Source organism: Bacillus sp. ISL-41, from assembly GCF_018613235.1.
Taxonomy (GTDB): domain Bacteria; phylum Bacillota; class Bacilli; order Bacillales; family Cytobacillaceae; genus Mesobacillus.
On the sequence record NZ_JAGGQP010000014.1, the window covers coordinates 44,309 to 66,825 of the forward strand.

Below are 22,517 nucleotides of genomic sequence, written 5' to 3' on the forward strand. Positions count from 1 at the left end.
GTCTGCCTTTTGCTGTTTCTTTTAATGTAATGTATCTTTAGTTCGGTTTGCACACTTTACAGGGGCTTACTGAAGGATCATTGAGCTCTTCAAGGTGTTTAAGAGGCTCATAATACCCGTTCTTCCCCTGATTAATGATCACTTTCAAATCAAAATTCTTTTTTGTGATATAAGAACAGGTTGTCTTATGAAGCTTGTTTCCATTAGCGGTGTCATAAATGATTACATATGGATATTTCAGTATTTCCGCAAACATTTTAATAGCCATAAATAACACTCCCTTTTTCTATGAATATATCACTCGGAATATCTAAATGGTATAATTTAACTAAAATATATTCTGAATTGAGGGAAAAAGACATGGCATCTTTTACTCAGGAAAAATTTGATATGCCAGGAAACTTAAGAGGCAGAAATATACACAATAAAGTAATACCGATGGTCTGCAACTTGAAGAATATGATTGATAAATTGGTTTTAGTTGATGGGGATGTGAGTCAACTAAAGCAATGGGAAACAAGAAGTTATGCAGCTTATCAGATTAGTAAAATCAAAAGAGAAGTGATGAATGCGCCAACAAAGGATAGCAGAACGAATCTGGTGAAACAGCATATTTTAAACCAGAACCCTAATGATTTAGGTGCCAGCTGTATTGATATTTATTTGGTTGCGTATGTTGCAGAGAGCGTTAAGCCTGGGAAGCAAGCTTTTTTTGAATATGTGATGAGTTACGGCATAACTGATAAGCCTAATACTGCACAAGCTATTTGGCAGGTCGGAAAAGGTGATGGCACTTACCTTGGAGTGTTAAATGAAGATGGTTCCGTACGTGATTGGGATTTTTTCAGGAAGTGGGTTAATGGTTTAAGTATGGCCAATTCAAAGATATATAACAAGCTAGTTCGTGACCGAATACCTGAGATCATTCACCAGTCAGGAAAATTATTTTACACTAGAACACTATCACAAGAGGAATACATTAAAGAACTGAAAAATAAAGCATTCGAGGAACTGAATGAGTACACACAGAGTGCCAGCAATCAAGAAGCAGCTGAAGAATTGGCGGATTTATTAGAAGTAATGCATTCATTAGCAGAAGTCCATGGTTATACATTTGATCAGATTGAGGAAATACGACAACGTAAATCAGAGGTTAGAGGCGGGTTTAGGGAAAGGGTTTTTTTAAATGATGTTGAAGAGTAGTTAAAGCTAATTAGGGAGAAAAATGATGGATAAAAAGACATTTAAGATGACCTTTTATAGATTGCTGGAATCTTCAGTGGATGGACTAACAAATGAGCAAAAGATCAAGTATATGAAGAAATGGATCAGAGAGCACGGGAAGATGGAAGAAAGCACAACAGGCAAATCCATCGCGCTGCCTAACTCTTTACCAGTAAATAGCACTGAGAAGATAGGTGAATTAGTAAGAACAAAACTAACACAAATAATACGCAACCACTTACTAAGTTCAGAAAAAGTACGAGTTTTACAGGATGCAAAACACTGTAAGAATTTATTTGATATCAATTATCCAATGCTTAATAAGGTTACGTATGACCGTCCCTTAATAGAAAAAGAACAGTGAATGGATATTTCCGTTATTGGGCAAAGCCGGTTACTATACATAATGAAAAATATCTTGTGTGCAAGGATTGGTATGAGAGGAATAGAACCAAGTCCATTAATTGGGTGGATGGTTTGAATTAATATATACAGTGTTCTTTGTATCAGTCTTCATTAAGCTGTTTAGAAGGAAAGCGGTAATCTAAATGGCTGTTGTTATCAAAAAGGTTTTGGGGAGAAGTGGGATGGCTTTTATAAAAAATGTTTTTAAAGGTGTAGGCTACATATTTGTATTTGGATGGGTAATGGGATTCTTATTTAATTTCGTTTCAGCCTTATCAGGATTCATCATTCAACCTGGGGTGCCTGAAAATGCAAATAACTTAATATGGTCGCTGGTGAGCATTCTGATTGTGCTTTTTTCATTTTTGATCAACCGAAAAATTGTTCTTGATGTCATTGGCTTTTGTTTGACTTTTAGCTTTATGGGATATCCTGTATTGCATGCTATGCTGGCTATGATCCCGATTTTTCTTTTACTGTTTAAATTCGAGAATAACGGATGGATTCATGAAATAATTATTGGTACTGTTCTAATCCTCGTCTTCTTCTTTGTTGTAAGTCCTTTCTATCAAAGATTTATCCAGTGGTTTTTTAAAAAGAAAGAGATCTTACTGGAAAAGAAGGATACATTAGAACCTGTTACTCCTCCACCCAGTGACAAAAACAAAAAGAAGCGTAAAAAGAAAAGAATTAGTTAGAAAGCCGAAGGTATATTAATTGGTTAACTGAGCATTTTTTATTTTCTAGTTTTATAATTCTATAAGTTTAAAAGATTACTAGCATCCCGGTTTAAGTCGGTGCTTATGTATTCAATAAAGCAAATGCATGAGGAGTATTTGTTGAGCGTAATGATTCTCACGTCTGCTATGGACCAAGGGTTGAAGGTGCTTCAGAAGAAAGGAACAGGGTTAAGATAAGAAGGAACAGCAGTATTACGAAATGGCTGATCTGTTTAGAAAATACTAGGTGAGTAGGAAGATGATTTCTGTTTGGACAGGGGTCATCTTTTTTATATTCCACTATAAGTTAATGGGTGGCTTGAATTTAAGAAGACCCTGTGCAACAAGTCAGTTACACAGGGTACATTTTAAGCTATATAGTAAAACTATTTTTCCAAAAGGTCACGATAATGATCTCTAACCAAATGCGTCAAACCCAATTGATCAAGATAACTGGTTGGTGCCAGGAAGGTGACGGTGACGACCCCTGGATGACGGCCGATTTCGATCGAGCCTGTAATCGTGGCTCTGTTCATGACTTCGGGAACTGTGATTCCGAATGCTTCGGCTGCTCGTTGTAATCCATTTTCGGTTGCTTCATTTAAGTTGGCTCCAGTTCCGATGAAGGAGATTGGCAGTGATTCCTCTAGCTTGCGGACGCCCCATTGCTTGGCTACATTTTGTGCTGATTCTTTTTCTTTTTTTGTAATTGGCTTTGCCAGGTAAGGCAGGTCTTCACCAACAGGCAGCAGGATTGGTCCATCGATGTTCAACCCTTTTATGACGATTGTTTGAAGGGTGACGATGCCTGATACATCTGTTGTATGCCCCGCAATCTCACCGTCTCCCTGCATGGCATGCATATCCCCGATATACACTCCACCGCCTTCTACTTTTACAGGGCAAATCAGGATGGCACCTTCACGGACTCGGTTAATGTCCATGTGGCCATCTGTGCGGTCTGCGAGCTGCTCCCTAGTGATGCCGTATTCGTGAGGGGCATCAACCAGGAATTGGCCAAAGTCACCCGCATTATGAGAATCCGGCAAGGCTCTGCCAGGAGTTGTCCCGAGCTGGCCAAGGAAAGGGCGAAGCCTTGCGACCGTTCCGACCAGGTCATGAGGTGCGAAGGCGACAATCGGGTTTTGTACTGATTTTTCAGGTGTGTTCATAAATGCTCGGCCCTGGCTGGCAGCTTCTTCGGCGGCTTCTTTATGTAAAGTGACACCCACCTGTCTGTTGGAGTCAAACGCGATTGTATAGCCATTTGTAAAAACAAATGGGGTGACATCTGTACCGCATTTGCTGCAGCGAACAGATTCAGGACCAGTGCCTACTACCTTTGTTTCAGGGTAAAGCTCTCCACATCCAGGACATTTAACGGCGACAAAAGGGTCACCCACAAACCTGCCCTCAACAGGTGAATCGTTTCCTGAGGAGGTTCCCATTGAAGTTACCTGTACAGATTTTATGCGGATAGCAATCGCATCACCGACTTCCGCGCCTTCTACATATACCGGTTTAGTTACTTCATGTCCTCCGCGGATACATGGTGTGATCATCGGACCCCAGCATCCTGGCGTCGTGTTGGCAATGATATGGCCGCCATTTTTAACTGGGCCAAGCATTTCCTGTTCAGGGTCAAGTATTCCATTGGTAAACTCATTCACATACACTGTTTGCTGTGCTTCTCTCACTGTAAATCACCCTTTCTGAATTTTCTGTCTCTACTTTATTATAGGTCTAATTTTAGGGATAGGCGAAGGAAATGCACTCTTAAAGGTTAGGGGTTTCACCCTTATAAAAGGATCGAATGAAAAATATGCTTTTTATCTGAAGTACTCTTTTTTCTGATAAATATATAATGGATAATTATGTTAATATGGTTTCAGGGTTTATTTCCTGATTTCTAATAAGGAGCTATGTAATGAAGTCCTTCCTTAAAACGTTCTTCAAATCGGTCTATTATGTATTCATCTGGTTGTGGGTTATGTTGCTTTTTATCTTTTCTTTTTCATCCTTATTTGGCCTTTTGACAGGGTCAGGACTGTTTAGCAGTGCGGACAATCTTACGGGCGCCATGCTCAGCTTCCTGGTTGTACTTGTTTTATTCTTGATTCACCGTAGGAGTGTCCTTAACGTCATTGGATTCTGCTTAACTTTTGGGTATCTTGGATTCCCGTTATTTCATGCTTTTCTGGCGCTGATACCGACCTTCCTATTGTTGTCTAGAATTCAGATACTTGGACCGAAACTTGAAATGGTTATCTTTTTTGTTTTGTTCCTAGTTTTCATTTTCGTCTCAGGTCCACTTTATAGAGGTATTGTCCAGTGGTTTTTTAATAAGAAAGAGAGTCTGTTGGAAAAGAAACAAACTAAAGAACCAACCATTTATCATAACAAGAAGAAAAAGAAGCGTCATAAGAAAAGAATTAGCTAGTATGTTCATTAAAATCTCAAATAAGGGGGTCAATTCGTGTGCGACAGTTAATTGGTGCCATTTACTTATCGTTCGGCTTTTTATTTTATTTACTGAAGGGGTTTGACAATTATTATACAAATGACCTTTATGGCCTAGTTGTATTTGGTTTTATTTTTACCGGTATTGCTTATTTGTTTAAAGGCTTAGTGGATTATGATAGTAAGAAAAATAATGATTAGGCTGGCCTTCTTTCGCATGCAGGAGGAAAAACATCATCTTTGTTGAATTAGAAATTCAGATAAAATCACAAATTGTGGATGGGTGTATATTATGTTCAGTTTTAGCGTGAATGATTCTATAAGTCTAGAATTATTGCAACAGTATCATTTTGACGAAATCTTTGAGTTGATTGATAACAACCGTGACCATCTAAGAAAATGGCTGCTGTGGGTGGATAAACGGAAAACGGCAGAAGATATGGTGCCTGTGATTAAGTACTGGTTAGAGAACCTGGCTAGTAATCAAGGGTTCGATGTTGGAATCAGGCATAATGATGAGCTTGTTGGCATGATTGGCGTCCAGTTTGAATGGGGGAATCGGACAGCGAGCATCGGCTATTTTATTTCGAAGAATAGTGAAGGTAAGGGAATTATCACGGTCAGCTTAAAGAGTCTTATTAATGAGCTATTTGGCACATATTCTATGAAGAGGATTGAAATCCAATGTGCAGCTAATAACCTGAAAAGCCAGGGGATTCCTGAGAGATTGGGGTTTAAAAAACAAGAAATCAAACGGGCGGGACAGTTTCTGTATGATCATTATGAGGATTTGATTGTCTATAGTCTCTTGGAAAATGAGCAGTCCTGAACTCTATTAGATTAATATTTGATACCAGCATAAGTAGAGGGTAAACTCCCTGCTTCTGCTGGTATATTTTTTAACAATTGGTAGACTGCATTTCTTTCAATTGTTTTAAGACATAGGTTTCGCGCTTCAGCCAGCCATTTTGCACAAATATGTCAATCAGGCTTTCATTTTGCTTAATGGCTTGGTCGATTGTCACCCATATTGGTTTGAAATCCAGTACTGCTTCGTATTCGTCTAATTGCAGCTCATCTTTTTCTTCTGATACGAGATCACAAAGGTAGTAGTGCGATATCATTTGAAATAAGGCATCCTCTTCGAACTCGTCTTTTTTGCGTTCAATGATTATCCCAATCTTGTCCATGACAAAACAATGAATATAACCGGTTTCCTCTCTTACTTCCCGCATTAGACAATCTTCATGGCTTTCGTTCTTTTCTACTCCGCCACCAGGAAATTTGAGATCTCCTCTACTTGTTTCAATTAGTAAAATGCGATTATTTTTCATAATAATGGCTCTTACTGCTACTCTCTCGTTGGTATTCTTATAGCTAATTATGTTCGGTTCGTCTATTGTCAAATTGAAGTTCACCTTTAGCATCCTTCCATCGTTTAATTCCTTTTAGAAAATTATACCAATTTCCATGTAAATATATTATACTTTTAAAAATATCAAAAAAGGGTGGAGTTATTGTGAACGATTGTTTTATCTGTAATAAGCATGCGGGCATTATCCAAACTTCGGGTATGACGATTTACGAGGATGATTTTGTGTATGTTGGCCATATTGATCGAAATGGTGATCCTAACTACTTAGGCCATATTATGATTGATTTAAAAAGGCATGCTCCGACGCTTGGTGATTTGAACATGGAGGAAGCAAAAGTCTTTGGCCTGACGATGGCCAAAGTGAGCAGAGCTCTCATGGAAAGCGAGGGTGCTGAGCATATATATTCCTATGTGTTGGGCGATGCGGTGCCACATCTTCATATGCACATGGTTCCTCGCTATCCGGGCACGCCCAAGGAATATTGGGGTCCGAATGCTGTGTATGACTGGGAAGGTGCGCCAATGGGTGACAATGATGATGTTAGTGCACTTTGTACTCGTATCAAGATATATCTAGAGAATCATGCTAATGAATAAGAGCAGCCAGGAGTTTAGCTGGGTAGGGAGTCAGGAACATTTCATTGATCAGCCAGACACTTTTTGTCTTGGGAAAATTGTGGTTGGCCGGTATGGTGGCAATTCTAGCGCTGGTCAATATAAAAATGAAGATGGTTGTTTGGTCTGGTTCAATGAGCAGCAAGATTGGGAGTTTGCTATTCTTCTGGATGCCCATAATACTGCGGAAAGTGCAAAGTTGATCATTAAGCTATTCGAAAGTGCGGAGGCTGAAGTGAAACATCTCTTATCTTTGCCAGCAAACCATCAGACTTTTAAAAAAATCGAAGAGAAGATATTAAACCTATTTTTATCAGAAGAATTCCTGTCAGCTTGCCGGAATGTTACAGGGGAGACAGCTTGCTTGATTGCCGCAAGGAAGGATCAGTATGTATGGTGGTTTTCGGTTGGAGATTGTGTGCTCTATTTATTTCACGAGGAACTTGCTGCAATGGGACAGTATCAGTTAAACCAGAGACAATTTTATGAGTGGATTGGCGAGGTCAACACATTTGAATTGGACGTTCCTTGCTACAGTGTTGGCATAAGGGAATTGAGAACAGGGAAGAATCGGCTTTTTCTCACGACAGATGGGTTGATAGAATGCCCAGATGAACCTTATGCAGACCCTGCCAGTATATATCATTTCTTTTCTGAAACTGATGAGCATGAAAACATCATCCGTTCGATGTTGGAGACGATTAAAGACAAAAATGTCAGGGACAGCACGACGATCCTTACCTGGAATGTGGATGTCTTTAAGGAAGCTGCCAGGCCGAGTGATTAATAGATTTTTTTGGTTCTAGTTCTTTAAAATCATTCGTAATTCGTGTGAAAATTTTGGATTTAAAGTTGTAAAAGGGAGGAACTATGAAAGCAGAGTACTTTATAGGCATTGTTCCACCAGAAGAGTATTTAACAAGGGTTGTTCAACTCCAAAGTAAATGGATTAGTCAATTAGGTGTTGAACCTCATATAACATTGAAAGCGCAAGGGGGATTAACTCCTGATAAGAAGTGGATCAACAAAGTAAAAAGAGTCTGTGAGAACTTCAAGCCTTTTCAAGTATCATTAGGTAAGCCAAGTTATTTTGGTGATAACATTTTATATTTAAGTGTTAACTCAAATAAATTACACCAATTGCATCAAAAAATAGTGCAAGAGATATCACCCTCTGGAGAGTTAATAAAACAGTACTTTGAATTAGATGCCTTTGTACCGCACTTAACTCTGGGAAAGGAACAGTACGGTGGTAACATTTCTCCAGGTCTCTCCACGAAAGAACTTCAGGAAATGGAGAGAGCGGCAGGTATTGAATTATCACCATATCCCGAATTTGAAGTGGATTTTATAAGAGTTTATCAACTAAATAATGAAAAACAAAGATATGAAAAATACTTAGATGTCACTTTAGGCAATTGACCTTATTATATGAGGTCTTTTTTTGTGCACTTTCAGCATTTACACTAGTGGCCAAGGAAGCAACCATCTATTTGAAAACAGCCTTTTAAAAAGGGAACCTTTCATTTCATACCCGTTATCACACTATTAGCTGTAGAATATCTTAATCTTTGCCTATAATATAAATATCTGGTACGATTTAATCGTACACGATTTAAATTTTCCTGAGGAGTGACTATAAATGAACACTGTTTATGATTTTACCGTGAAGAAGCCAAATGGGCAGGCACAAAGTTTAAGTGAGTATGAAGGAAAACCAATGTTAATTGTCAATACTGCAAGTAAATGTGGTTTGACGCCTCAGTTTAAAGGGCTTCAGGAAATGTATGACGAATACCAGGAGCAGGGACTCGAAATTTTGGGCTTTCCTTGCGGCCAGTTTAATAACCAGGAGTATGATAACATCGAGGAGACGACTGAGTTTTGCCAGCTGAACTATGGTGTGTCATTCCCGATGTTCGCTAAGATTGATGTGAATGGTGCGAAAGCGGATCCGCTGTTTGCTTTTTTAAAAGAACAAAAGGGCGGGGTACTGACGAGGGATATCAAATGGAATTTCACGAAGTTCCTTGTTGACCGAAATGGCCAGGTGGTCAAACGCTATGCGCCAACTACTGAGCCAGAAAAAATCAAGAACGATCTTGAAAAATTACTCTAAGCATTGTGAAGGATGAGTCACTTGAACGATTTTTTAACATTGGAAAATCAGTTGTGCTTTGCCGTCTATGACGCTGGAAGCCAGTTTACCAAGCTATATACAAAAGCGCTGGATTCCTTCGGGCTCACTTATCCGCAATATTTGGCGTTATTGGCTCTTTGGGAGAAGGATGGGCTTACACTTAAGCAGCTGGGCGAAAGGTTAAATCTCGGCACAGGCACTTTGACTCCGATGATCAAACGGATGGAAGACAAAGAATGGGTGAAGAGGGAACGGTCGACCGAGGATGAACGGAAGGTTTCCATTACCCTTCTTCCAAAAGCGATTGAGCAAAAGGAAGCAATCGTACAGAAGATTGCAGCAGAATTGAAGCTATGTAATATTGAGTACGAAGAGTATGAGCAATTGATGAAGCAGCTGAGTGTATTGCGAGGGAAATTGAATTCGTATAATAGGTCATGAAAAGCATTTGACATTTGACTGAGAAGTTTGAATCTTTAACCAAATAGTTAATATTGATTGTTGTATAAAATTAATGTTTTTACAGAAATGCATTTTTAAATAGGTGATCTAATAGTGGATATAACAGTAAAACTTAAAGATATAATTGAGGAAATGGAATTGCAGTTTGAAGAGTCACATTCATTACTAAATAAAAAAACGGGTGAAAAGTGTCAGTAACATCGGAAGACTTTAGAGCTGCTGAAGACGAAAAACCATTTGATCATTTACCTGAATGGGTACAACATGAAGCGTGGGGATGTACCTTTTGCTTCTTCTCAAGAGATTAATTTAGTATGGAAGAATTGGAGAAAGATAGAGAGAGGTGCTTCGGGTGATGGAGCCTGTGAAAATAATGCTATTGGGAATATCCATAATGTTGCTAGCTATATTTATTCAAAATACCTCTAATTGGGAATCAGGACCTTCAAATTTTGTCCAAATATTAATTTCAATAGGATTCATTACTACACTGGTGGGTTTTTTCTTAAAAGATAAAAAGGTGCCGTAATTGTCATGTTTACATTTTGAATAGATGATTTTTTTCTGTCAATTCACCATATTTCCATTGACAAAAAATTAGCACAGATATTATATTAGAAGTCCTGCCAACTTTTCGTTGGCGTAAAGGGGACTGTGAAAAGTTCATTCTTATGGGAAAGGGAATGATAATAATGAACAAAGAGCAATTAGTGGAGAGTGCGCGTCAGACGAAAAAGAATGCTTATGCGCCTTATTCTAAATTTCCTGTTGGTGCAGCTTTGCTGCTAAAAGATGGTACCGTTTACAACGGAGTGAATGTTGAAAATGTATCTTTCGGTGCGACAAATTGCGCTGAGCGAACGGCTATTTTTACAGCTGTGGCGAATGGTTATAAGAAGGGGGACTTCGAGGCGATCGCCGTCTCTGGTGATACAGCCGACTTCCTGCCTCCTTGCAGCATCTGCAGACAAGTGATGGCTGAATTCTTTTCACCAGATATGCCGGTGTACTTAACGAATGATAAAAAAGAAATCCGCGAGCTGGCATTGAAAGAATTATTGCCGTATGCCTTCACGGATTTAGATATGTAAATTTACATGAAAAGTACGAGAGCGTGTTTTGATCATTAGATCAGGATGTGCTCTTTTTTATTGGCTCTTTAAGTACCTATTGCTGCTTTTAAACCCATTTGGAAAATTCTCTAATGAAGGTATAAATGTTAAAATATTTGATATAAAGGTTGTAGATATTATGGGGGCGAATTTAAATTAAAAGCATTTTAGAGTAAGAGGGGGGACAAGCTTGAAAGTTAATGCCAAATATCTTATTCAGTTAGCTGGGTTAATCATTTTAATCTTTGGTGGAACGTTCCTTATTGTGTATTCCCAAACAGGTGAAGTATTAGTGGATCAGCTTATTGGAGTTACAATTGGGGTAGTTCTGTTGATCGCCAGCTTGATTTGGAGAATGGTGAAGAAATCAGATTAATGATTGATGACTCCTATTAGAGGGATGTCTTCCATATTTGTGCCCGGTTTTTCGCTCATGGTCCAAGACGGGGAACATATCTGGCAGGTGAGTGAATGTGTAGATGAGCAATAATGTAATGGGGGTAGGGAATTTTGCAATTATTCTTATTGCTATTTGGTTTAGCCATTGGTGTATTCATTATGTATTATTTGCCGATAATAGCCAAGGATATACATAAGAGTACGAAACAGAATGAAGTAATCATTAAACTTTTGGAGAAACAGATTGTAAAAAACGAAGAAAAATAACACAAAAAAAGAGCAGTATTTACGCGCGAAAACGTAGAATACTGCTCTTTTTTATATTGAAAAATATGAGATCATATGGTAAATTTATATAGATACGCTATGATAGTTAAAATAAAATAAATTTATCCTTATTTTAATTATACAATGCAATATAATTGGAAGTCAACTCTTTTATCAAAAAAAATAGGGGTGTTGCTATGAGTTTGGATCTTCAGTGGGAGCAAAAGCGTTTGGACAGTGTGATGGAGGCCATTACGGACGAAATCAACAGGGTGGAAGAAGAAACTTCAAGGCGTAAAAATGAAGTCGTCCATATCCGGAAACACTTTTGGGATGAAGTGAAGGTCAATACGGATACCTTTGATGATTTTCTTGAAACGATCATTGGCTTGAGGCAGGAAGCGCAGGCTCTGTCGGTAAACCAGAGCATACACAAGCACTCTTCCAAGCGTCTGGCTACACTTCGCCGTATGAAGGAGATTCCCTATTTTGGCCGGATTGATTTTACAGAAGAAGGTACCTCCGCTCCGGAAAAAATCTATATTGGTATTTCCTCTCTTAGTGATACTGAAGGTGAGGATTTTCTGATTTATGACTGGAGGGCACCAATCTCTAGTGTTTATTATGATTACCAGCCTGGACCAGCGAAGTATCAAACACCTGGTGGCATTATCGAAGGTAATCTCGAGAAAAAGTGGCAATATCTTATTCGAGGCGGCGTTTTGCAGTCGATGTTCGATACTAGCCTTACAATCGGAGACGAGATTTTACAACAGGTGCTAGGCAAAGGCACCGATAAACATATGCATAATATTGTCGCAACCATTCAACAGGAGCAGAATCGGATCATCCGACATGACCGGGGAAGGCTTTTGATTGTTCACGGTGCGGCTGGCAGCGGCAAAACATCGGCTGCCATGCAGCGAATTGCATTTTTGCTCTACAAATACCGCGACAAGCTGAATGCCGATCAAATTATCCTGTTCTCACCGAATACGATGTTTAGCAGTTATGTTTCCAATGTCCTTCCAGAACTTGGAGAAGAGAATATGCTGCAGGCAACATTCCAGGAATACCTGGATCATCGGCTAGGGAAAGAATTCGACGTTGAAAATCCATATGAGCAATTGGAATATGTTTTAACAGCTAAGGGTGACGAGTCGTATAAAGCCAGGGTAGCGGGAATTCAATTCAAAGCATCCATCCAATTTTTTGAGGTGATTCACTCCTACAGGAAATCACTTGAAGTGTCTGGAATGGTTTTCAAGAGCATTCGTTTTAGGGAGGAGCCAATTGTCACTTCCCAGCAAATCGAAGACCGTTTCTACAGCAGCAAGGGGTCAAACAGTTTTCACAGCCGTCTAGAAAAATTAAGGGATTGGCTTTTGAAGCAAATTAGTGAGGCTGAAAAGCTTGAACGAACTAAGTCTTGGGTTCAGGAGGAAATCGAACTGCTTAGTGATGAAGAGTATCATAAGGCGCATGCCTATCTGGCGAAAAAACGGGGATATACAGGAGAATCGATTCATGATTATGAAATCGAGCCAGAGGCGTTGGCCCGCCTGATTGTTAGACGGAAATTTAACCCGTTGCGTAAAATGATCAAGGCGTATCGCTTCGTCAACATCAAGGGAATCTACAAGCAGCTTTTTACCGGGAGCAACCAAATGGAGCTTGTACCAGAGGAATGGCAAGGAATTTGCTTATCGACGGTCACAATGCTAGATGAAGGGAAGCTGTATTATGAGGATGCTACTCCATTTCTACTTTTAAAAGAGTTGATTTTGGGGTTTCAAATCAACAGCTCGATCAAACACATAGTGGTGGATGAGGCGCAGGATTATTCTCCTTTTCAATTCGAGTTTTTGAAGAGATTATTTCCAGCAGCGAAAATGACTGTTCTAGGGGACTTTAACCAGGCAATCTTCGCCCATGCCAGCGAAATGGTCGATTTTCACACACTTACCAGCCTGTACGGTCAGGATAAAACAGAAGTGATCAACATGACGCGGAGCTACCGTTCCACAAAGCCGATTATTGAATTTACACGTTCACTTGTGCCTAACGGAGGGAGGATTATTCCAGTTGAGCGCGATGGAGAGCGGCCGGTGCTGACACAAGTTACGAATCATGAAAACCTCCATAAATGTATTGCTGATAAAGTGGAACAGTTACGGGGCCTTGGTAATCAGAGCGTTGCGATCATCTGCAAATCGGCTGAGGAAAGTCGAGGGGCGCACCAATCCCTTTCAAGCATTGAAGGAATCAAAATCATAAAAAGCAGTTCAATAGAATATGAACAAGGGGTAGTGGTGATTCCATCCTATTTATCCAAGGGAATCGAGTTCGACGCCGTCATCATTTATGATGCATCAGAGAATGTGTATGCTGATGAGACACTGCGCAGAGTATTTTATACCGCTTGCACCAGAGCTATGCATCATTTGCAGCTATATAGTGTAGGAGAGCCCAGTCCTTTTTTACGAAACGCTTTGCATGAAGGTCTGATTGAAGCAGATTCATATTAAAATGGGGTGAAGCGGGAAAAGGAAATTGTTGTTGAGAATTAAGGTTGTCTATATCTACTAAACGTTAAGGAGAATACCACCTGGCGTAATAGATAAATAGACCTAATTCTCTCCTGATATGTGGACTGCTTACATCGCAACAATTAAAATATAAATATTATAAACAGGAGGTGTAGTATGGAAACGGTAGTAAATGGGCCATTACTTTTTGAACATATCTTCAATCATTTAACCTATCCTGTGTTGATTTTTGAAATAGATCTTAACAAGGCTCGGGTTTTGGAAGTTAATGAACCTGCGTGTGCTTTGTTTAAATATTCTAGAGAGGAATTTTTAACAAAGAAGGCTAAGTCACTCTTCAATCATTTATCTCCTAAGGTCTTAAAAACATTAAAAGCCCTATTATTAGAGAATGGCCAGCTATCGACTATCCTGGAGCTTCGTAATAAAACGGGCCAAGTATTCACTGTAGAAGTCGAAGCATCCTTTATTAATCAGGGGAATACACCGTTGGTTTTTTGCTTGCTCAAAGAATATTCCCGCTCCTCCTGCCAAAATGATGCATTAAAAGAAGAAAACAGCTACCTGCGAATGGTTCTGGATACAATACAATCATTTGTTGTGATTCTTGATAAAGAAGGGCGTATCTATAACTGGAATCAATACACGGAAAGGATGACAGAATACAGCCTTAAAGAATTACAATATCAGAAGTTTTGGGACATTTTTATTGATGATGAGGAGAAGAATCGGATTACGGATAACTACTTGTCAGGTAAAATCCCTCTGGATTATGAAAATTCTTGGCTGATGAAAAATGGCGAGAAACGACATATCAAATGGAAGAGCCAGACGGTTACTGATGCTGAAGGCAATACTGAATTTGTTATAGCCACTGGAGTGGATGTTACCGATGAAGTTCTTTCGTATAAAGAACTGAATAAGAGCAAGGGGAAATATCAAACGCTTGTCTCTTCAATGAATGACCTCGTTTTTACAATTGACCAGTCCTTCATCATCACCAGCGTTTACGGTAAATGGTTAATAACAAATGGATTTACGAAGGAAGCCTTTGAAGGGGAGTCCCTATATCATCTATTAAATGATTCCACCATGCAAGAGAAGGTCAAGATGACTCTTGGTGGAGAAATTTCAGAATTCGAATGGGATTTGGAATGTGGAGATAAGACTTATAATTTTCATACTGTATTGTCACCGATTGTTTTACCTGACAACATCGTAAAAGAGATTGTTGGTGTTACCCGCGATATAACGGAGAAAAAAAGCCTGGAAGAACACCATAAGAGGATTTATGAAGCATTGACAAGCGGAGTAATTGTCCAGAATACCTCCGGAGAAATCATCTATGTAAATAGGAATGCAACCGAAATTTTAGGATATAGCGAAGATGACCTCAAGAATATGACGTCCATGAATGAAGAATGGGATGCAGAAAACTCGGCGGGTGAAATCTTTCCCGGTGAGGCACACCCGGCAATGAAAACATTGCGAACTGGTGAAGAGTTCAGCAATGTTGAGATGTTTGTATACAATCCGCAAAAGAAGGAAAAGCGCTGGATCCTGGTAGATACTCGGCCTATTTTCGAGGCGGGAAGCAAAAAGGACGTTGAATATGCTTTGTCTACATTTCACGATATCACGAAAAAAAAGGAAATGGATGAAGTGATGCAGCAATCTCAAAATCTTGCACTAATAGGCAAAATTGCTTCAGGGGTCGTTCATGAAATTCGAAATCCGCTTACCAGTTTAATGGGTTTCTTGAAATTATTCGAAGAAGGAGATCGAAAAAGCCAGTTATTTGAATACCTTCCAGTCATAAGAGCAGAGTTGGAACAACTAAATAAGTTTTCCAATGAATTTATAGAACTCTCCTATTCAAAGGAGCTTAAGTGGACCGAGGCGAATCTTGCCGAAATCATCCAAAGTGCTATTCATGAGTTAAAAGAGGAAATTGACGACCGCAAAATAAACCTAAACATAGAATCAAACTGCAGCGAGGCTATTTTATTACACTGCAAGGAACCTGATCTAAAACTCCTCTTTATAAATCTCTTTGAAAATTCAATTGAAGCGATGGATGTCGGCGGAAACCTGCAGATTCAACTGCGGTGTCTGGAAGAAAAAGTCGAGATTAAAGTGATTGATAATGGTAAAGGAATAAGTCCTGATCGTTTAAAGCATCTTTGCGAACCATATTATTCAACCAAAGAAAAAGGGACAGGTCTGGGTTTGATGCGCAGTCTAAAAATTATCCATGACCATAAAGGGAAAATTGATTTTGCCAGTGAAGAAGGGAAGGGTACGGTTGTCACGATAGAATTAGTTTTACACTAATGTGTTACGTAAATAGAATCCCACACAAGACTTGGAGCTGTTAGGTTCTCCGAGTCTTTTTATTTGTACTTATTCTAAGGGAACAATCGTCCACTGCATATTTTCTTTCAAATGGCAAAAATTAATTCTATTAGTCATAGAATGGGGTTTGCTATGAAATTTTCACGGCTTCAAGTATCGGCTCTAATTATTTTATTTACTGGCATATCAAACCATGTGATGATTCTTCCGCATTTACTGAGAGTGGCTAAGCGTGATGCCTGGGCCAGTGTAGCCCTGGCGTATGTCTTCCTCCTGATATGGGGATTTCTCGCAGTCTTTATTTTTAAAAAGATGAATGGCGAAGGCTTTTTAAACTGGGTGCAAAATCGGGCGGGCACTATAGTGGCTAAAGGATTTACGCTTTTCTTTGCTGTTTATTTCCTTGTTTCGGGCTCATTTTCATCATATGATTTCATTCTTATGATCAAGATTTACTTCCTTCCTAATACACCCGCCTGGATCGTTACATTGTGTTTCACGTTACTGTGCATCTGGGCGATGACACCGTTAAAATACTCGCTCAACTGGTTTCCATCCACCAAATGGTTATCATCCGGTGCTTGAAGGGTTTGTGATTGTCCTGGGCGGGAGCATGGATTTGTTTATCCTGTTCCTGGTGCACGATAAGTTCAACAAGCCTTAAATCAAATTGGTCTGTGTTAAAATTGGACATGGATAAAGTACTACTCTCAAAAGGTTATTGTGGTGATAACTCAGAGGGTACTTTGTCCTTTTTTATTTGTCTAGAAAAAGGCCTTACACATACATTTATAAAACATCAGCGATTCCGTTTAATAAGAGATAAATGAACAATATCATATAAGAATCTCCTTATTTGACTATTCCCTTCTCTCTGGTCTAAAAGTCTTTTCGCGAATGATAAGGGAGTCTTCTGTAAAAAACGATAAAACCCATAATGACTTATTGTCACCAAGAATAGTTCAAATATGAAATTTATTAATAAAGATTGTTAGCTATTTTCCTGAGGTAAAGATAATCGTTTAAAGGACTGTGGAAGCGTGGGAAGTACCTTTTGCTTCTTCTCAAGAGATAAATTTAGAAGCATAAGAACGTCCCTCTGTTTCATTCCCCCACTTCAAGGTATTGCCGGGATGTAGATATGAATTCACGGACAGCAAAGCTGAGGTATTTATTCTTTTGCCATATCATGCCAAGCTCCAAGTCAATATTAGATGTATGGAAAGGAAGGACAGTCAGTTCTTCTTTGTTAATATCTTTACATATCTTGCTTGGCAGCAGGGCAATTCCCATTTTACCCTCCACCATGCCGAGCAAGAAGTCCTTTTGAGAACTTTCACAGACGATATTGGGCTGGAAGTTATTCTTGGCACATTCCTCAATAATAAGGTCGTAAAGTGTGAAGTCCTTTCGGTATAAAATAAAAGGCTCGTTTTCTAACTCATGGAAGTGCACCTTGCTTTTTGAGGCTAGGGAGTGGTCGTTATGAACAATTAGCATCAATGGATCCTTTATGACTTTAAGAATCTCAAAGCTGCTTCCCTGAGCTGGAAGCGTACAGATTAATCCTATATCTAAAGAGCCATCCTCAACGCCTTTTTTGATTTTTTTGGTACCTACTTCAGTTAACGTTATTTTGACATGAGGGTATTTTTCTTTGTATTGGCTGATAAATTTTGAAAAGAATGCCGCACCCACAATGGGAGGGATTCCAATCCTGATTTCTCCGCTTTTAAGCTCCATGATATCTGTTAACTCAAGCGTCAGGTTATTAAATGCCTCCAACACTTTTTTCGCATTGATTAGCACTGCTTTTCCTGCGTCGGTTAATTCCAGCTGCTTCGAGGATCGATAAAATAAGGGAACCCCTAACTCTCCTTCTAAATTCTTTATAGCCTTACTAATCGAAGGCTGTGTTACATGCAGTGTTTGAGATGCTTTTGTAAAGCTCAAGTGCTGTGCAACCTCTGAAAAGTACTCTAAATGGCGAATATCCAAACAACTTCCCTCCTGTATCAAATCAATTACTGTATATCCGTTTTTATAATATTCTCACATTTTAAAGTAAAAGCCGGCTTTAAGTCCACAGTATGAGCCTTTAAAATAACTGGTATGTTAAAAAGCACTTTATAGCCAAAATGCATAAAGAGTATAGATTATATGTATTTTATTTATATTGGAAACTCATTATATAATGGACTAAATTTAAAAGCCATTTATCCGTGTTGAAAATACTGAAAATTGGGAATTTTTAAGTGAAGGTTTACTCGAATTTTCGTAAAGGAGAGGTTGTGTATGAATAATTTACAAAAAAAATCACTTTTGCTTCATGAGAAATACAAGGGGAAGTTGTCTGTGGAGGTAAAAATGCCTATAAACAGTATGGAGGATTTGAGTTTAGCGTATTCTCCCGGAGTAGCGGAACCATGCAAGCAAATCTATTCAACTCCTGAAAAAGTCTATGACTATACAATTAAAGGGAATTTAATCGCCGTCGTCTCTGACGGGACATCTGTTCTAGGGCTTGGGGACATAGGGCCAGAGGCCGCGATGCCAGTCATGGAGGGAAAGGCTGCTTTATTTAAGACATTCGCAGGAATTGATGCAGTCCCGATTTGCCTTGATACAAAGGATCCCGAAGAAATCATAAAAACGGTGAAACTGCTGCAGCCATCCTTTGGAGGAGTCAATTTGGAGGATATCGCATCACCAAATTGTTTTTATATCGAGGAACGACTGAAAAAAGAAATGAATATCCCTGTATTTCATGATGACCAGCATGGTACAGCAATTGTCACAGCAGCCGGGTTAATAAACTCCTTAAAACTTGTTGATAAAAGGATCGATGAAATAAAAGTGGTCATCAATGGGGCTGGTGCCGCAGGAATCGCTATTATAAAGCTATTACTTAATATGGGTGTTGAAAATGTGATTATGTGTGATACAAAGGGAGCGATTTATGAAGGCAGGCAGATAGGCATGAATCCGCTTAAAGAATCGGTTTCCAGGATTACGAACAGAAATAAACTGCAAGGGCGGCTATCGGATGTGATCGCAGGAGCGGATGTATTCATTGGAGTTTCTTCCGCAGGGGCATTGACAAAAGAAATGGTAAAAACGATGGCGCCTGATTCAATTATCTTTGCGATGGCAAATCCGGTTCCGGAAATCATGCCAGAAGAAGCAAAGGCCGCCGGTGCGAAAGTTATTGGAACAGGAAGATCAGATTTACCTAACCAGGTGAACAATGTCCTGGCGTTTCCCGGAATTTTCAGAGGTGCTTTAGATGTCCTGGCCACCGATATAAATGAAGAAATGAAAACAGCGGCCGTCAAGGCGATTGCAGGCTTAATTGAGAGTCACGAATTGACACCGGATTATGTTATACCAGGACCGCTTGACACCAGAGTCGTTCCAGCGGTAAGCGAGGCTGTAGCGAAGGCGGCAATGGAAACCGGAGTAGCGCGCAAAGAGGTTTTGTTCAATCAATTAGTGGACGTTCAGCAATAGTCAATTGTGGATCAAGATATTCCTGAGCAGCGGAAGAATATCCTGCATCTCTTAATTGTCAGCGGCGAGGCATTCTTCAGCCATTGTTGATTTACCGTAAAGAAAATATAAAATGCGAAGGAGAATGATCAAGTTGAAAATATATGAAGTGATACAAACCAAGGAAGTGCTTTGCGGTGAATTCATCGAAAACTATCATGTCATTTACGAGGAAATTGAAAGTAGGGATTATGAGGATAAACATAACTGTTTAATCGAGAAGAGCAGTATTGTACAAAAGTATATTACTATTTTTAGGGGGAATTCTTGTTCTACTTTACAAAAAATAAAAGCCTATTCAATTGAAAAGCTCGACATTGCAAAGATACGGAAGATTATCGCGAATGACTACCCGGAACTATTCAAAGATGTTCAATTTACCTGCAGAGCCGTTTAAACAAGAAAATCAGAAAAGAAAAGTTCCCTTTAAGCTCATTCCTCCGAAGAAAAGAATTGGTTGTCTAATGGGATTTTCTCTTTATTCTTGGATTGTTGGAATAATATCATTCCTGTTGACCTTCAGATAAATACAAAACAGTATATCGGTAATTAAAATGAACAAAGGATAAGGGAAACCCTATCCTTTTTGGTTGGTGCTGTTTCCTTTCTATTAAAAAACAAGAAAATTATATAAATAAAAAAAGATTTTGTAGTTAAGAAGAGTCCATTTTCTATTGAAATTTATTCGTTGAAAATAGATTAATTTGATTTTTTGATATTTTCAAACTATTTATTGATTTCAACACAATTTAATGCTTAAATAAAATAAAGTATGTCACATATCAGATATGTGATATCTGAAAAGAAGGGGGTGAGTTTTTGAAGATCGAAAAGATTTCCACTAAAAAAGTATCTGAATCAGTTACGGAGCAAATTGAGCAAATGATCGAAGCTGGTACCTTCCTTCCTGGTGAAAAACTTCCTTCCGTCCGTGAGCTTTGCGACATCTTTGGAGTTGGGCGCTCTGCGGTAAGAGATGCCATTACGACTCTTAAAGGAAAGGGTGCGGTTACCGTGAAGCAGGGGGAGGGCACCTATATATGTAAGTTTGATTCAGGCAAACTCTTCAACCAGAATCTCCTGCTTCCAAACCCCAAAGATATTAGCCAGCTTTTTCAGGTCAGGAAGCTTCTAGAACCGGGAATTGCAGGGATTGCTGCAGAAAACAGGACGGAGAACGATTTGAAGCAGATGGAGGAACTTATTTCCGGAAGCGGTGAAAATAGCTGGGAAGCGGATTACAATTTTCACCTTGCGATAGCCAGAGCGGCGGAAAACGAAATCCTTGTCCAGCTTCTTGAATTTATTTCTGCTTCGATGAAAAAGACGATGATTGGATTTCATCAATTTATTGAAAAGGATCAGGAAGTTTTTGAGGAAATAAACAGTCAGCACGAACAGATTTTTCAAATGATTCTTCAAAGAAAGCCTGTCCTGGCAAAACAGAGGATGCAGGAGCACCTGGATTTTGTTGAGGATTTGCTAAAATCCAGTTCGGTGTTAAGTATCTGAATATAAAATGATCTTTGTTTGTTGGCTAGAAAACATAGGAGGGCTGCTATGATTACCGCCGAAATTTTAACCGAACTGAAAGCTTTTTTTTCCGAAAATCAAATGACTGATTCCGGAAGTGATGCGCAACCATACGGAAATGGGGGTGCGATCACAGTATTTCCTAACTCTGAGGATGAAATTGCAAGTCTATTAAAATATGCCTATGAAACAAACAAAAAAGTTAATGTTATAGGCGGAGGCACGAAAAGAGGATTTGGAGGGACCGAAGCAAACGCTGACATTCTTATTTCACTGGAAAACTATAAAGGAATCGTTGAACACGTACCGGGAGATATGACCTTAACTGTCAAACCAGGTACCACTTTTAAAGAGGTTCAGGATTACTTGCTGGAGTTTAACCAAAAGATTGCTCTTGATCCGTTTTTGCCAGCCCATGCAACCATTGGGGGAATCATTGCCTCAAATGACAGCGGTCCCAAACGGCTTGGCTATGGCTCCGCACGAGATGCTGTTATTGGGCTGAGAGTTGTTTATCCGGACGGCTCAGTAATTCGATCTGGTGGAAAGGTAGTAAAAAATGTTGCTGGCTATGACATGAACAAGCTTTTTATCGGAGCAATGGGAACTCTTGGCATTATTTCCGAGGTTACGTTAAAACTGCGTCCGGTTCCGAAGCATGAAAGCCTGATGCTGCTGAAATTTTCGGAAGAGAAAATTGATGATGCAAGGAAATTTGCTGTATATCTGCTGGATACTGTAATTGAACCTGTAGCACTTGAAATGATGAATCCATCGTTATCAGCTAAACTCCTTAATGAAAGGGTTTACACTTTGGCGATTGGTTTTGAAGATGTTGAAAGCTCTGTTAAGTACCAGGAAGATTTTGTCCAGAAGCTTCAGCCGTCTGGAACCGACCTGGCCATCCTTCATCAGGAAGAGGCAATATCTTTCTGGAACGATTTTTATGGGAATGTGCCTAACGGTGCTGTTCATCTTGCTGATGCCCCCACTGAAGCAACATTAAAAATCGGTACAGTTAATATGAATGTAATTGAGATATTGCAGGAGTGCCAGTTGCTGCAGGATTCCCACAATCTCCTGATCGAAGCGCACGGCGGTCTTGGCCATGGGTTAAGCCAGGCAGTGCTTAGAGGGGCAAAAGAAGACATTGTCTCGGCGATTTATTCTCTAAGGGAGAAGGCGGCAAAGCTAAACGGTTATGTTGTGGTGAAGCATTTGCCTTCAGCGCTGCGCGAGAAGGCAAATGTATGGGGTGAAAAGCAGGCATACCAGTTCATTTTGGAAGGAATAAAATCAAAAGTTGATCCAAATCGAGTCTTGAATCCTGGACGTTTTGTAGGGGGGATATAA

The 22,517-nt window shown here is 39.4% G+C and carries 23 protein-coding genes; 19 read left to right on the top strand and 4 right to left on the bottom strand.

What is annotated here, in order from left to right:
* Positions 1-37: 37 nt before the first annotated feature.
* Positions 38-268 (bottom strand): hypothetical protein, encoded by a 231-nt coding sequence (locus J7I80_RS06775; RefSeq protein ID WP_214736876.1) that lies wholly within the window; start codon positions 266-268, stop codon positions 38-40.
* Between the two features lie 602 nt (positions 269-870).
* On the opposite strand from J7I80_RS06775, the gene J7I80_RS06780 reads away from it, so the two are divergent.
* The 3 genes from J7I80_RS06780 to J7I80_RS06790 all read left to right on the top strand — a co-directional run bounded on the left by J7I80_RS06780 (position 871) and on the right by J7I80_RS06790 (position 2,327).
* On the top strand, positions 871-1,203 hold the full coding sequence (locus J7I80_RS06780) for a nucleoside triphosphate pyrophosphohydrolase (RefSeq protein WP_214736946.1): 333 nt from the start codon (positions 871-873) through the stop codon (positions 1,201-1,203).
* A gap of 25 nt (positions 1,204-1,228) precedes the next feature.
* A complete protein-coding gene (locus J7I80_RS06785; RefSeq protein ID WP_214736878.1) occupies positions 1,229-1,588 on the top strand; it encodes a hypothetical protein in 360 nt (119 codons plus the stop codon).
* Positions 1,589-1,772: 184 nt separating this feature from the next.
* Positions 1,773-2,327: a hypothetical protein gene (locus tag J7I80_RS06790; RefSeq protein ID WP_214736879.1), complete on the top strand. Its 555-nt coding sequence runs from the start codon at positions 1,773-1,775 to the stop codon at positions 2,325-2,327.
* Positions 2,328-2,734: 407 nt separating this feature from the next.
* Here the strand turns inward: J7I80_RS06790 and J7I80_RS06795 are convergent, their stop codons facing one another.
* Complete coding sequence (locus tag J7I80_RS06795; protein WP_214736881.1) at positions 2,735-4,045, bottom strand: acetamidase/formamidase family protein; 1,311 nt, start codon at positions 4,043-4,045, stop codon at positions 2,735-2,737.
* A 781-nt stretch (positions 4,046-4,826) separates the two neighbouring features.
* Between J7I80_RS06795 and J7I80_RS06800 the strand changes: the two genes are divergently transcribed.
* Together J7I80_RS06800 and J7I80_RS06805 are read left to right on the top strand one after the other, a co-directional pair.
* A complete protein-coding gene (locus J7I80_RS06800; RefSeq protein WP_214736883.1) occupies positions 4,827-5,009 on the top strand; it encodes a hypothetical protein in 183 nt (60 codons plus the stop codon).
* A 91-nt stretch (positions 5,010-5,100) separates the two neighbouring features.
* Entirely contained in the window at positions 5,101-5,637 is a 537-nt protein-coding gene (locus tag J7I80_RS06805; protein ID WP_214736885.1) for a GNAT family N-acetyltransferase, read from the top strand.
* A gap of 70 nt (positions 5,638-5,707) precedes the next feature.
* Here the strand turns inward: J7I80_RS06805 and J7I80_RS06810 are convergent, their stop codons facing one another.
* On the bottom strand, positions 5,708-6,214 hold the full coding sequence (locus tag J7I80_RS06810; protein ID WP_251027637.1) for an NUDIX hydrolase: 507 nt from the start codon (positions 6,212-6,214) through the stop codon (positions 5,708-5,710).
* 113 nt (positions 6,215-6,327) lie between these two features.
* On the opposite strand from J7I80_RS06810, the gene J7I80_RS06815 reads away from it, so the two are divergent.
* The 10 genes from J7I80_RS06815 to J7I80_RS06860 all read left to right on the top strand — a co-directional run bounded on the left by J7I80_RS06815 (position 6,328) and on the right by J7I80_RS06860 (position 16,667).
* Positions 6,328-6,780 (top strand): HIT family protein, encoded by a 453-nt coding sequence (locus J7I80_RS06815; protein WP_214736889.1) that lies wholly within the window; start codon positions 6,328-6,330, stop codon positions 6,778-6,780.
* Positions 6,773-7,585, top strand: a complete 813-nt coding sequence (locus J7I80_RS06820; RefSeq protein WP_214736891.1) for a PP2C family serine/threonine-protein phosphatase — start codon at positions 6,773-6,775, stop codon at positions 7,583-7,585. Before J7I80_RS06815 ends, J7I80_RS06820 begins: the two co-directional genes overlap by 8 nt.
* A gap of 83 nt (positions 7,586-7,668) precedes the next feature.
* Positions 7,669-8,220: a 2'-5' RNA ligase family protein gene (locus J7I80_RS06825; protein WP_214736893.1), complete on the top strand. Its 552-nt coding sequence runs from the start codon at positions 7,669-7,671 to the stop codon at positions 8,218-8,220.
* Between the two features lie 220 nt (positions 8,221-8,440).
* Complete coding sequence (locus J7I80_RS06830; protein WP_214736895.1) at positions 8,441-8,917, top strand: glutathione peroxidase; 477 nt, start codon at positions 8,441-8,443, stop codon at positions 8,915-8,917.
* Between the two features lie 21 nt (positions 8,918-8,938).
* Positions 8,939-9,379 (top strand): MarR family winged helix-turn-helix transcriptional regulator, encoded by a 441-nt coding sequence (locus J7I80_RS06835; RefSeq protein WP_214736898.1) that lies wholly within the window; start codon positions 8,939-8,941, stop codon positions 9,377-9,379.
* A gap of 713 nt (positions 9,380-10,092) precedes the next feature.
* Positions 10,093-10,491 carry a cytidine deaminase gene (locus tag J7I80_RS06840; protein WP_192473170.1) on the top strand — a complete coding sequence of 133 codons (399 nt, stop codon included), beginning with the start codon at positions 10,093-10,095 and terminating at the stop codon, positions 10,489-10,491.
* Between the two features lie 211 nt (positions 10,492-10,702).
* Positions 10,703-10,888, top strand: coding sequence for a hypothetical protein (locus tag J7I80_RS06845; RefSeq protein WP_214736900.1), 186 nt, complete (start codon positions 10,703-10,705; stop codon positions 10,886-10,888).
* Between the two features lie 487 nt (positions 10,889-11,375).
* On the top strand, positions 11,376-13,706 hold the full coding sequence (gene helD, locus J7I80_RS06850) for an RNA polymerase recycling motor HelD (RefSeq protein ID WP_214736903.1): 2,331 nt from the start codon (positions 11,376-11,378) through the stop codon (positions 13,704-13,706).
* Positions 13,707-13,883: 177 nt separating this feature from the next.
* On the top strand, positions 13,884-16,061 hold the full coding sequence (locus J7I80_RS06855) for a PAS domain-containing sensor histidine kinase (RefSeq protein ID WP_214736904.1): 2,178 nt from the start codon (positions 13,884-13,886) through the stop codon (positions 16,059-16,061).
* Between the two features lie 153 nt (positions 16,062-16,214).
* Positions 16,215-16,667 (top strand): GerAB/ArcD/ProY family transporter, encoded by a 453-nt coding sequence (locus J7I80_RS06860; protein ID WP_214736906.1) that lies wholly within the window; start codon positions 16,215-16,217, stop codon positions 16,665-16,667.
* A 519-nt stretch (positions 16,668-17,186) separates the two neighbouring features.
* Here the strand turns inward: J7I80_RS06860 and J7I80_RS06865 are convergent.
* Positions 17,187-18,080: a LysR family transcriptional regulator gene (locus J7I80_RS06865; RefSeq protein WP_214736908.1), complete on the bottom strand. Its 894-nt coding sequence runs from the start codon at positions 18,078-18,080 to the stop codon at positions 17,187-17,189.
* Between the two features lie 297 nt (positions 18,081-18,377).
* Here J7I80_RS06865 and ystJ point away from each other — a divergent pair, with 297 nt between their 5' ends.
* The 4 genes from ystJ to J7I80_RS06885 all read left to right on the top strand — a co-directional run bounded on the left by ystJ (position 18,378) and on the right by J7I80_RS06885 (position 22,517).
* On the top strand, positions 18,378-19,592 hold the full coding sequence (ystJ, locus tag J7I80_RS06870) for an NADP-dependent malic enzyme (protein WP_214736910.1): 1,215 nt from the start codon (positions 18,378-18,380) through the stop codon (positions 19,590-19,592).
* 133 nt (positions 19,593-19,725) lie between these two features.
* The gene (locus J7I80_RS06875) at positions 19,726-20,028 is read left to right on the top strand and encodes a hypothetical protein (protein WP_214736912.1); all 303 of its coding nucleotides are present in this window, start codon (positions 19,726-19,728) and stop codon (positions 20,026-20,028) included.
* A 422-nt stretch (positions 20,029-20,450) separates the two neighbouring features.
* The gene (locus J7I80_RS06880; RefSeq protein ID WP_214736914.1) at positions 20,451-21,143 is read left to right on the top strand and encodes a FadR/GntR family transcriptional regulator; all 693 of its coding nucleotides are present in this window, start codon (positions 20,451-20,453) and stop codon (positions 21,141-21,143) included.
* 48 nt (positions 21,144-21,191) lie between these two features.
* Positions 21,192-22,517, top strand: a complete 1,326-nt coding sequence (locus J7I80_RS06885) for an FAD-binding oxidoreductase (RefSeq protein WP_214736916.1) — start codon at positions 21,192-21,194, stop codon at positions 22,515-22,517.

Excerpts from the sequence above, each read along its gene's own strand:
- J7I80_RS06885 (WP_214736916.1), top strand. The coding sequence starts at position 21,192 with ATGATTACCGCCGAAATTTTAACCGAACTGAAAGCTTTTTTTTCCGAA.
- J7I80_RS06820 (WP_214736891.1), top strand. The coding sequence starts at position 6,773 with ATGAATAAGAGCAGCCAGGAGTTTAGCTGGGTAGGGAGTCAGGAACAT.
- J7I80_RS06830 (WP_214736895.1), top strand. The coding sequence starts at position 8,441 with ATGAACACTGTTTATGATTTTACCGTGAAGAAGCCAAATGGGCAGGCA.
- J7I80_RS06840 (WP_192473170.1), top strand. The coding sequence starts at position 10,093 with ATGAACAAAGAGCAATTAGTGGAGAGTGCGCGTCAGACGAAAAAGAAT.
- J7I80_RS06790 (WP_214736879.1), top strand. The coding sequence starts at position 1,773 with ATGGCTGTTGTTATCAAAAAGGTTTTGGGGAGAAGTGGGATGGCTTTT.
- J7I80_RS06775 (WP_214736876.1), bottom strand. The coding sequence starts at position 268 with ATGGCTATTAAAATGTTTGCGGAAATACTGAAATATCCATATGTAATC.
- J7I80_RS06785 (WP_214736878.1), top strand. The coding sequence starts at position 1,229 with ATGGATAAAAAGACATTTAAGATGACCTTTTATAGATTGCTGGAATCT.
- J7I80_RS06805 (WP_214736885.1), top strand. The coding sequence starts at position 5,101 with ATGTTCAGTTTTAGCGTGAATGATTCTATAAGTCTAGAATTATTGCAA.
- ystJ (WP_214736910.1), top strand. The coding sequence starts at position 18,378 with ATGAATAATTTACAAAAAAAATCACTTTTGCTTCATGAGAAATACAAG.
- J7I80_RS06855 (WP_214736904.1), top strand. The coding sequence starts at position 13,884 with ATGGAAACGGTAGTAAATGGGCCATTACTTTTTGAACATATCTTCAAT.
- J7I80_RS06860 (WP_214736906.1), top strand. The coding sequence starts at position 16,215 with ATGAAATTTTCACGGCTTCAAGTATCGGCTCTAATTATTTTATTTACT.
- J7I80_RS06780 (WP_214736946.1), top strand. The coding sequence starts at position 871 with ATGGCCAATTCAAAGATATATAACAAGCTAGTTCGTGACCGAATACCT.
- helD (WP_214736903.1), top strand. The coding sequence starts at position 11,376 with ATGAGTTTGGATCTTCAGTGGGAGCAAAAGCGTTTGGACAGTGTGATG.
- J7I80_RS06825 (WP_214736893.1), top strand. The coding sequence starts at position 7,669 with ATGAAAGCAGAGTACTTTATAGGCATTGTTCCACCAGAAGAGTATTTA.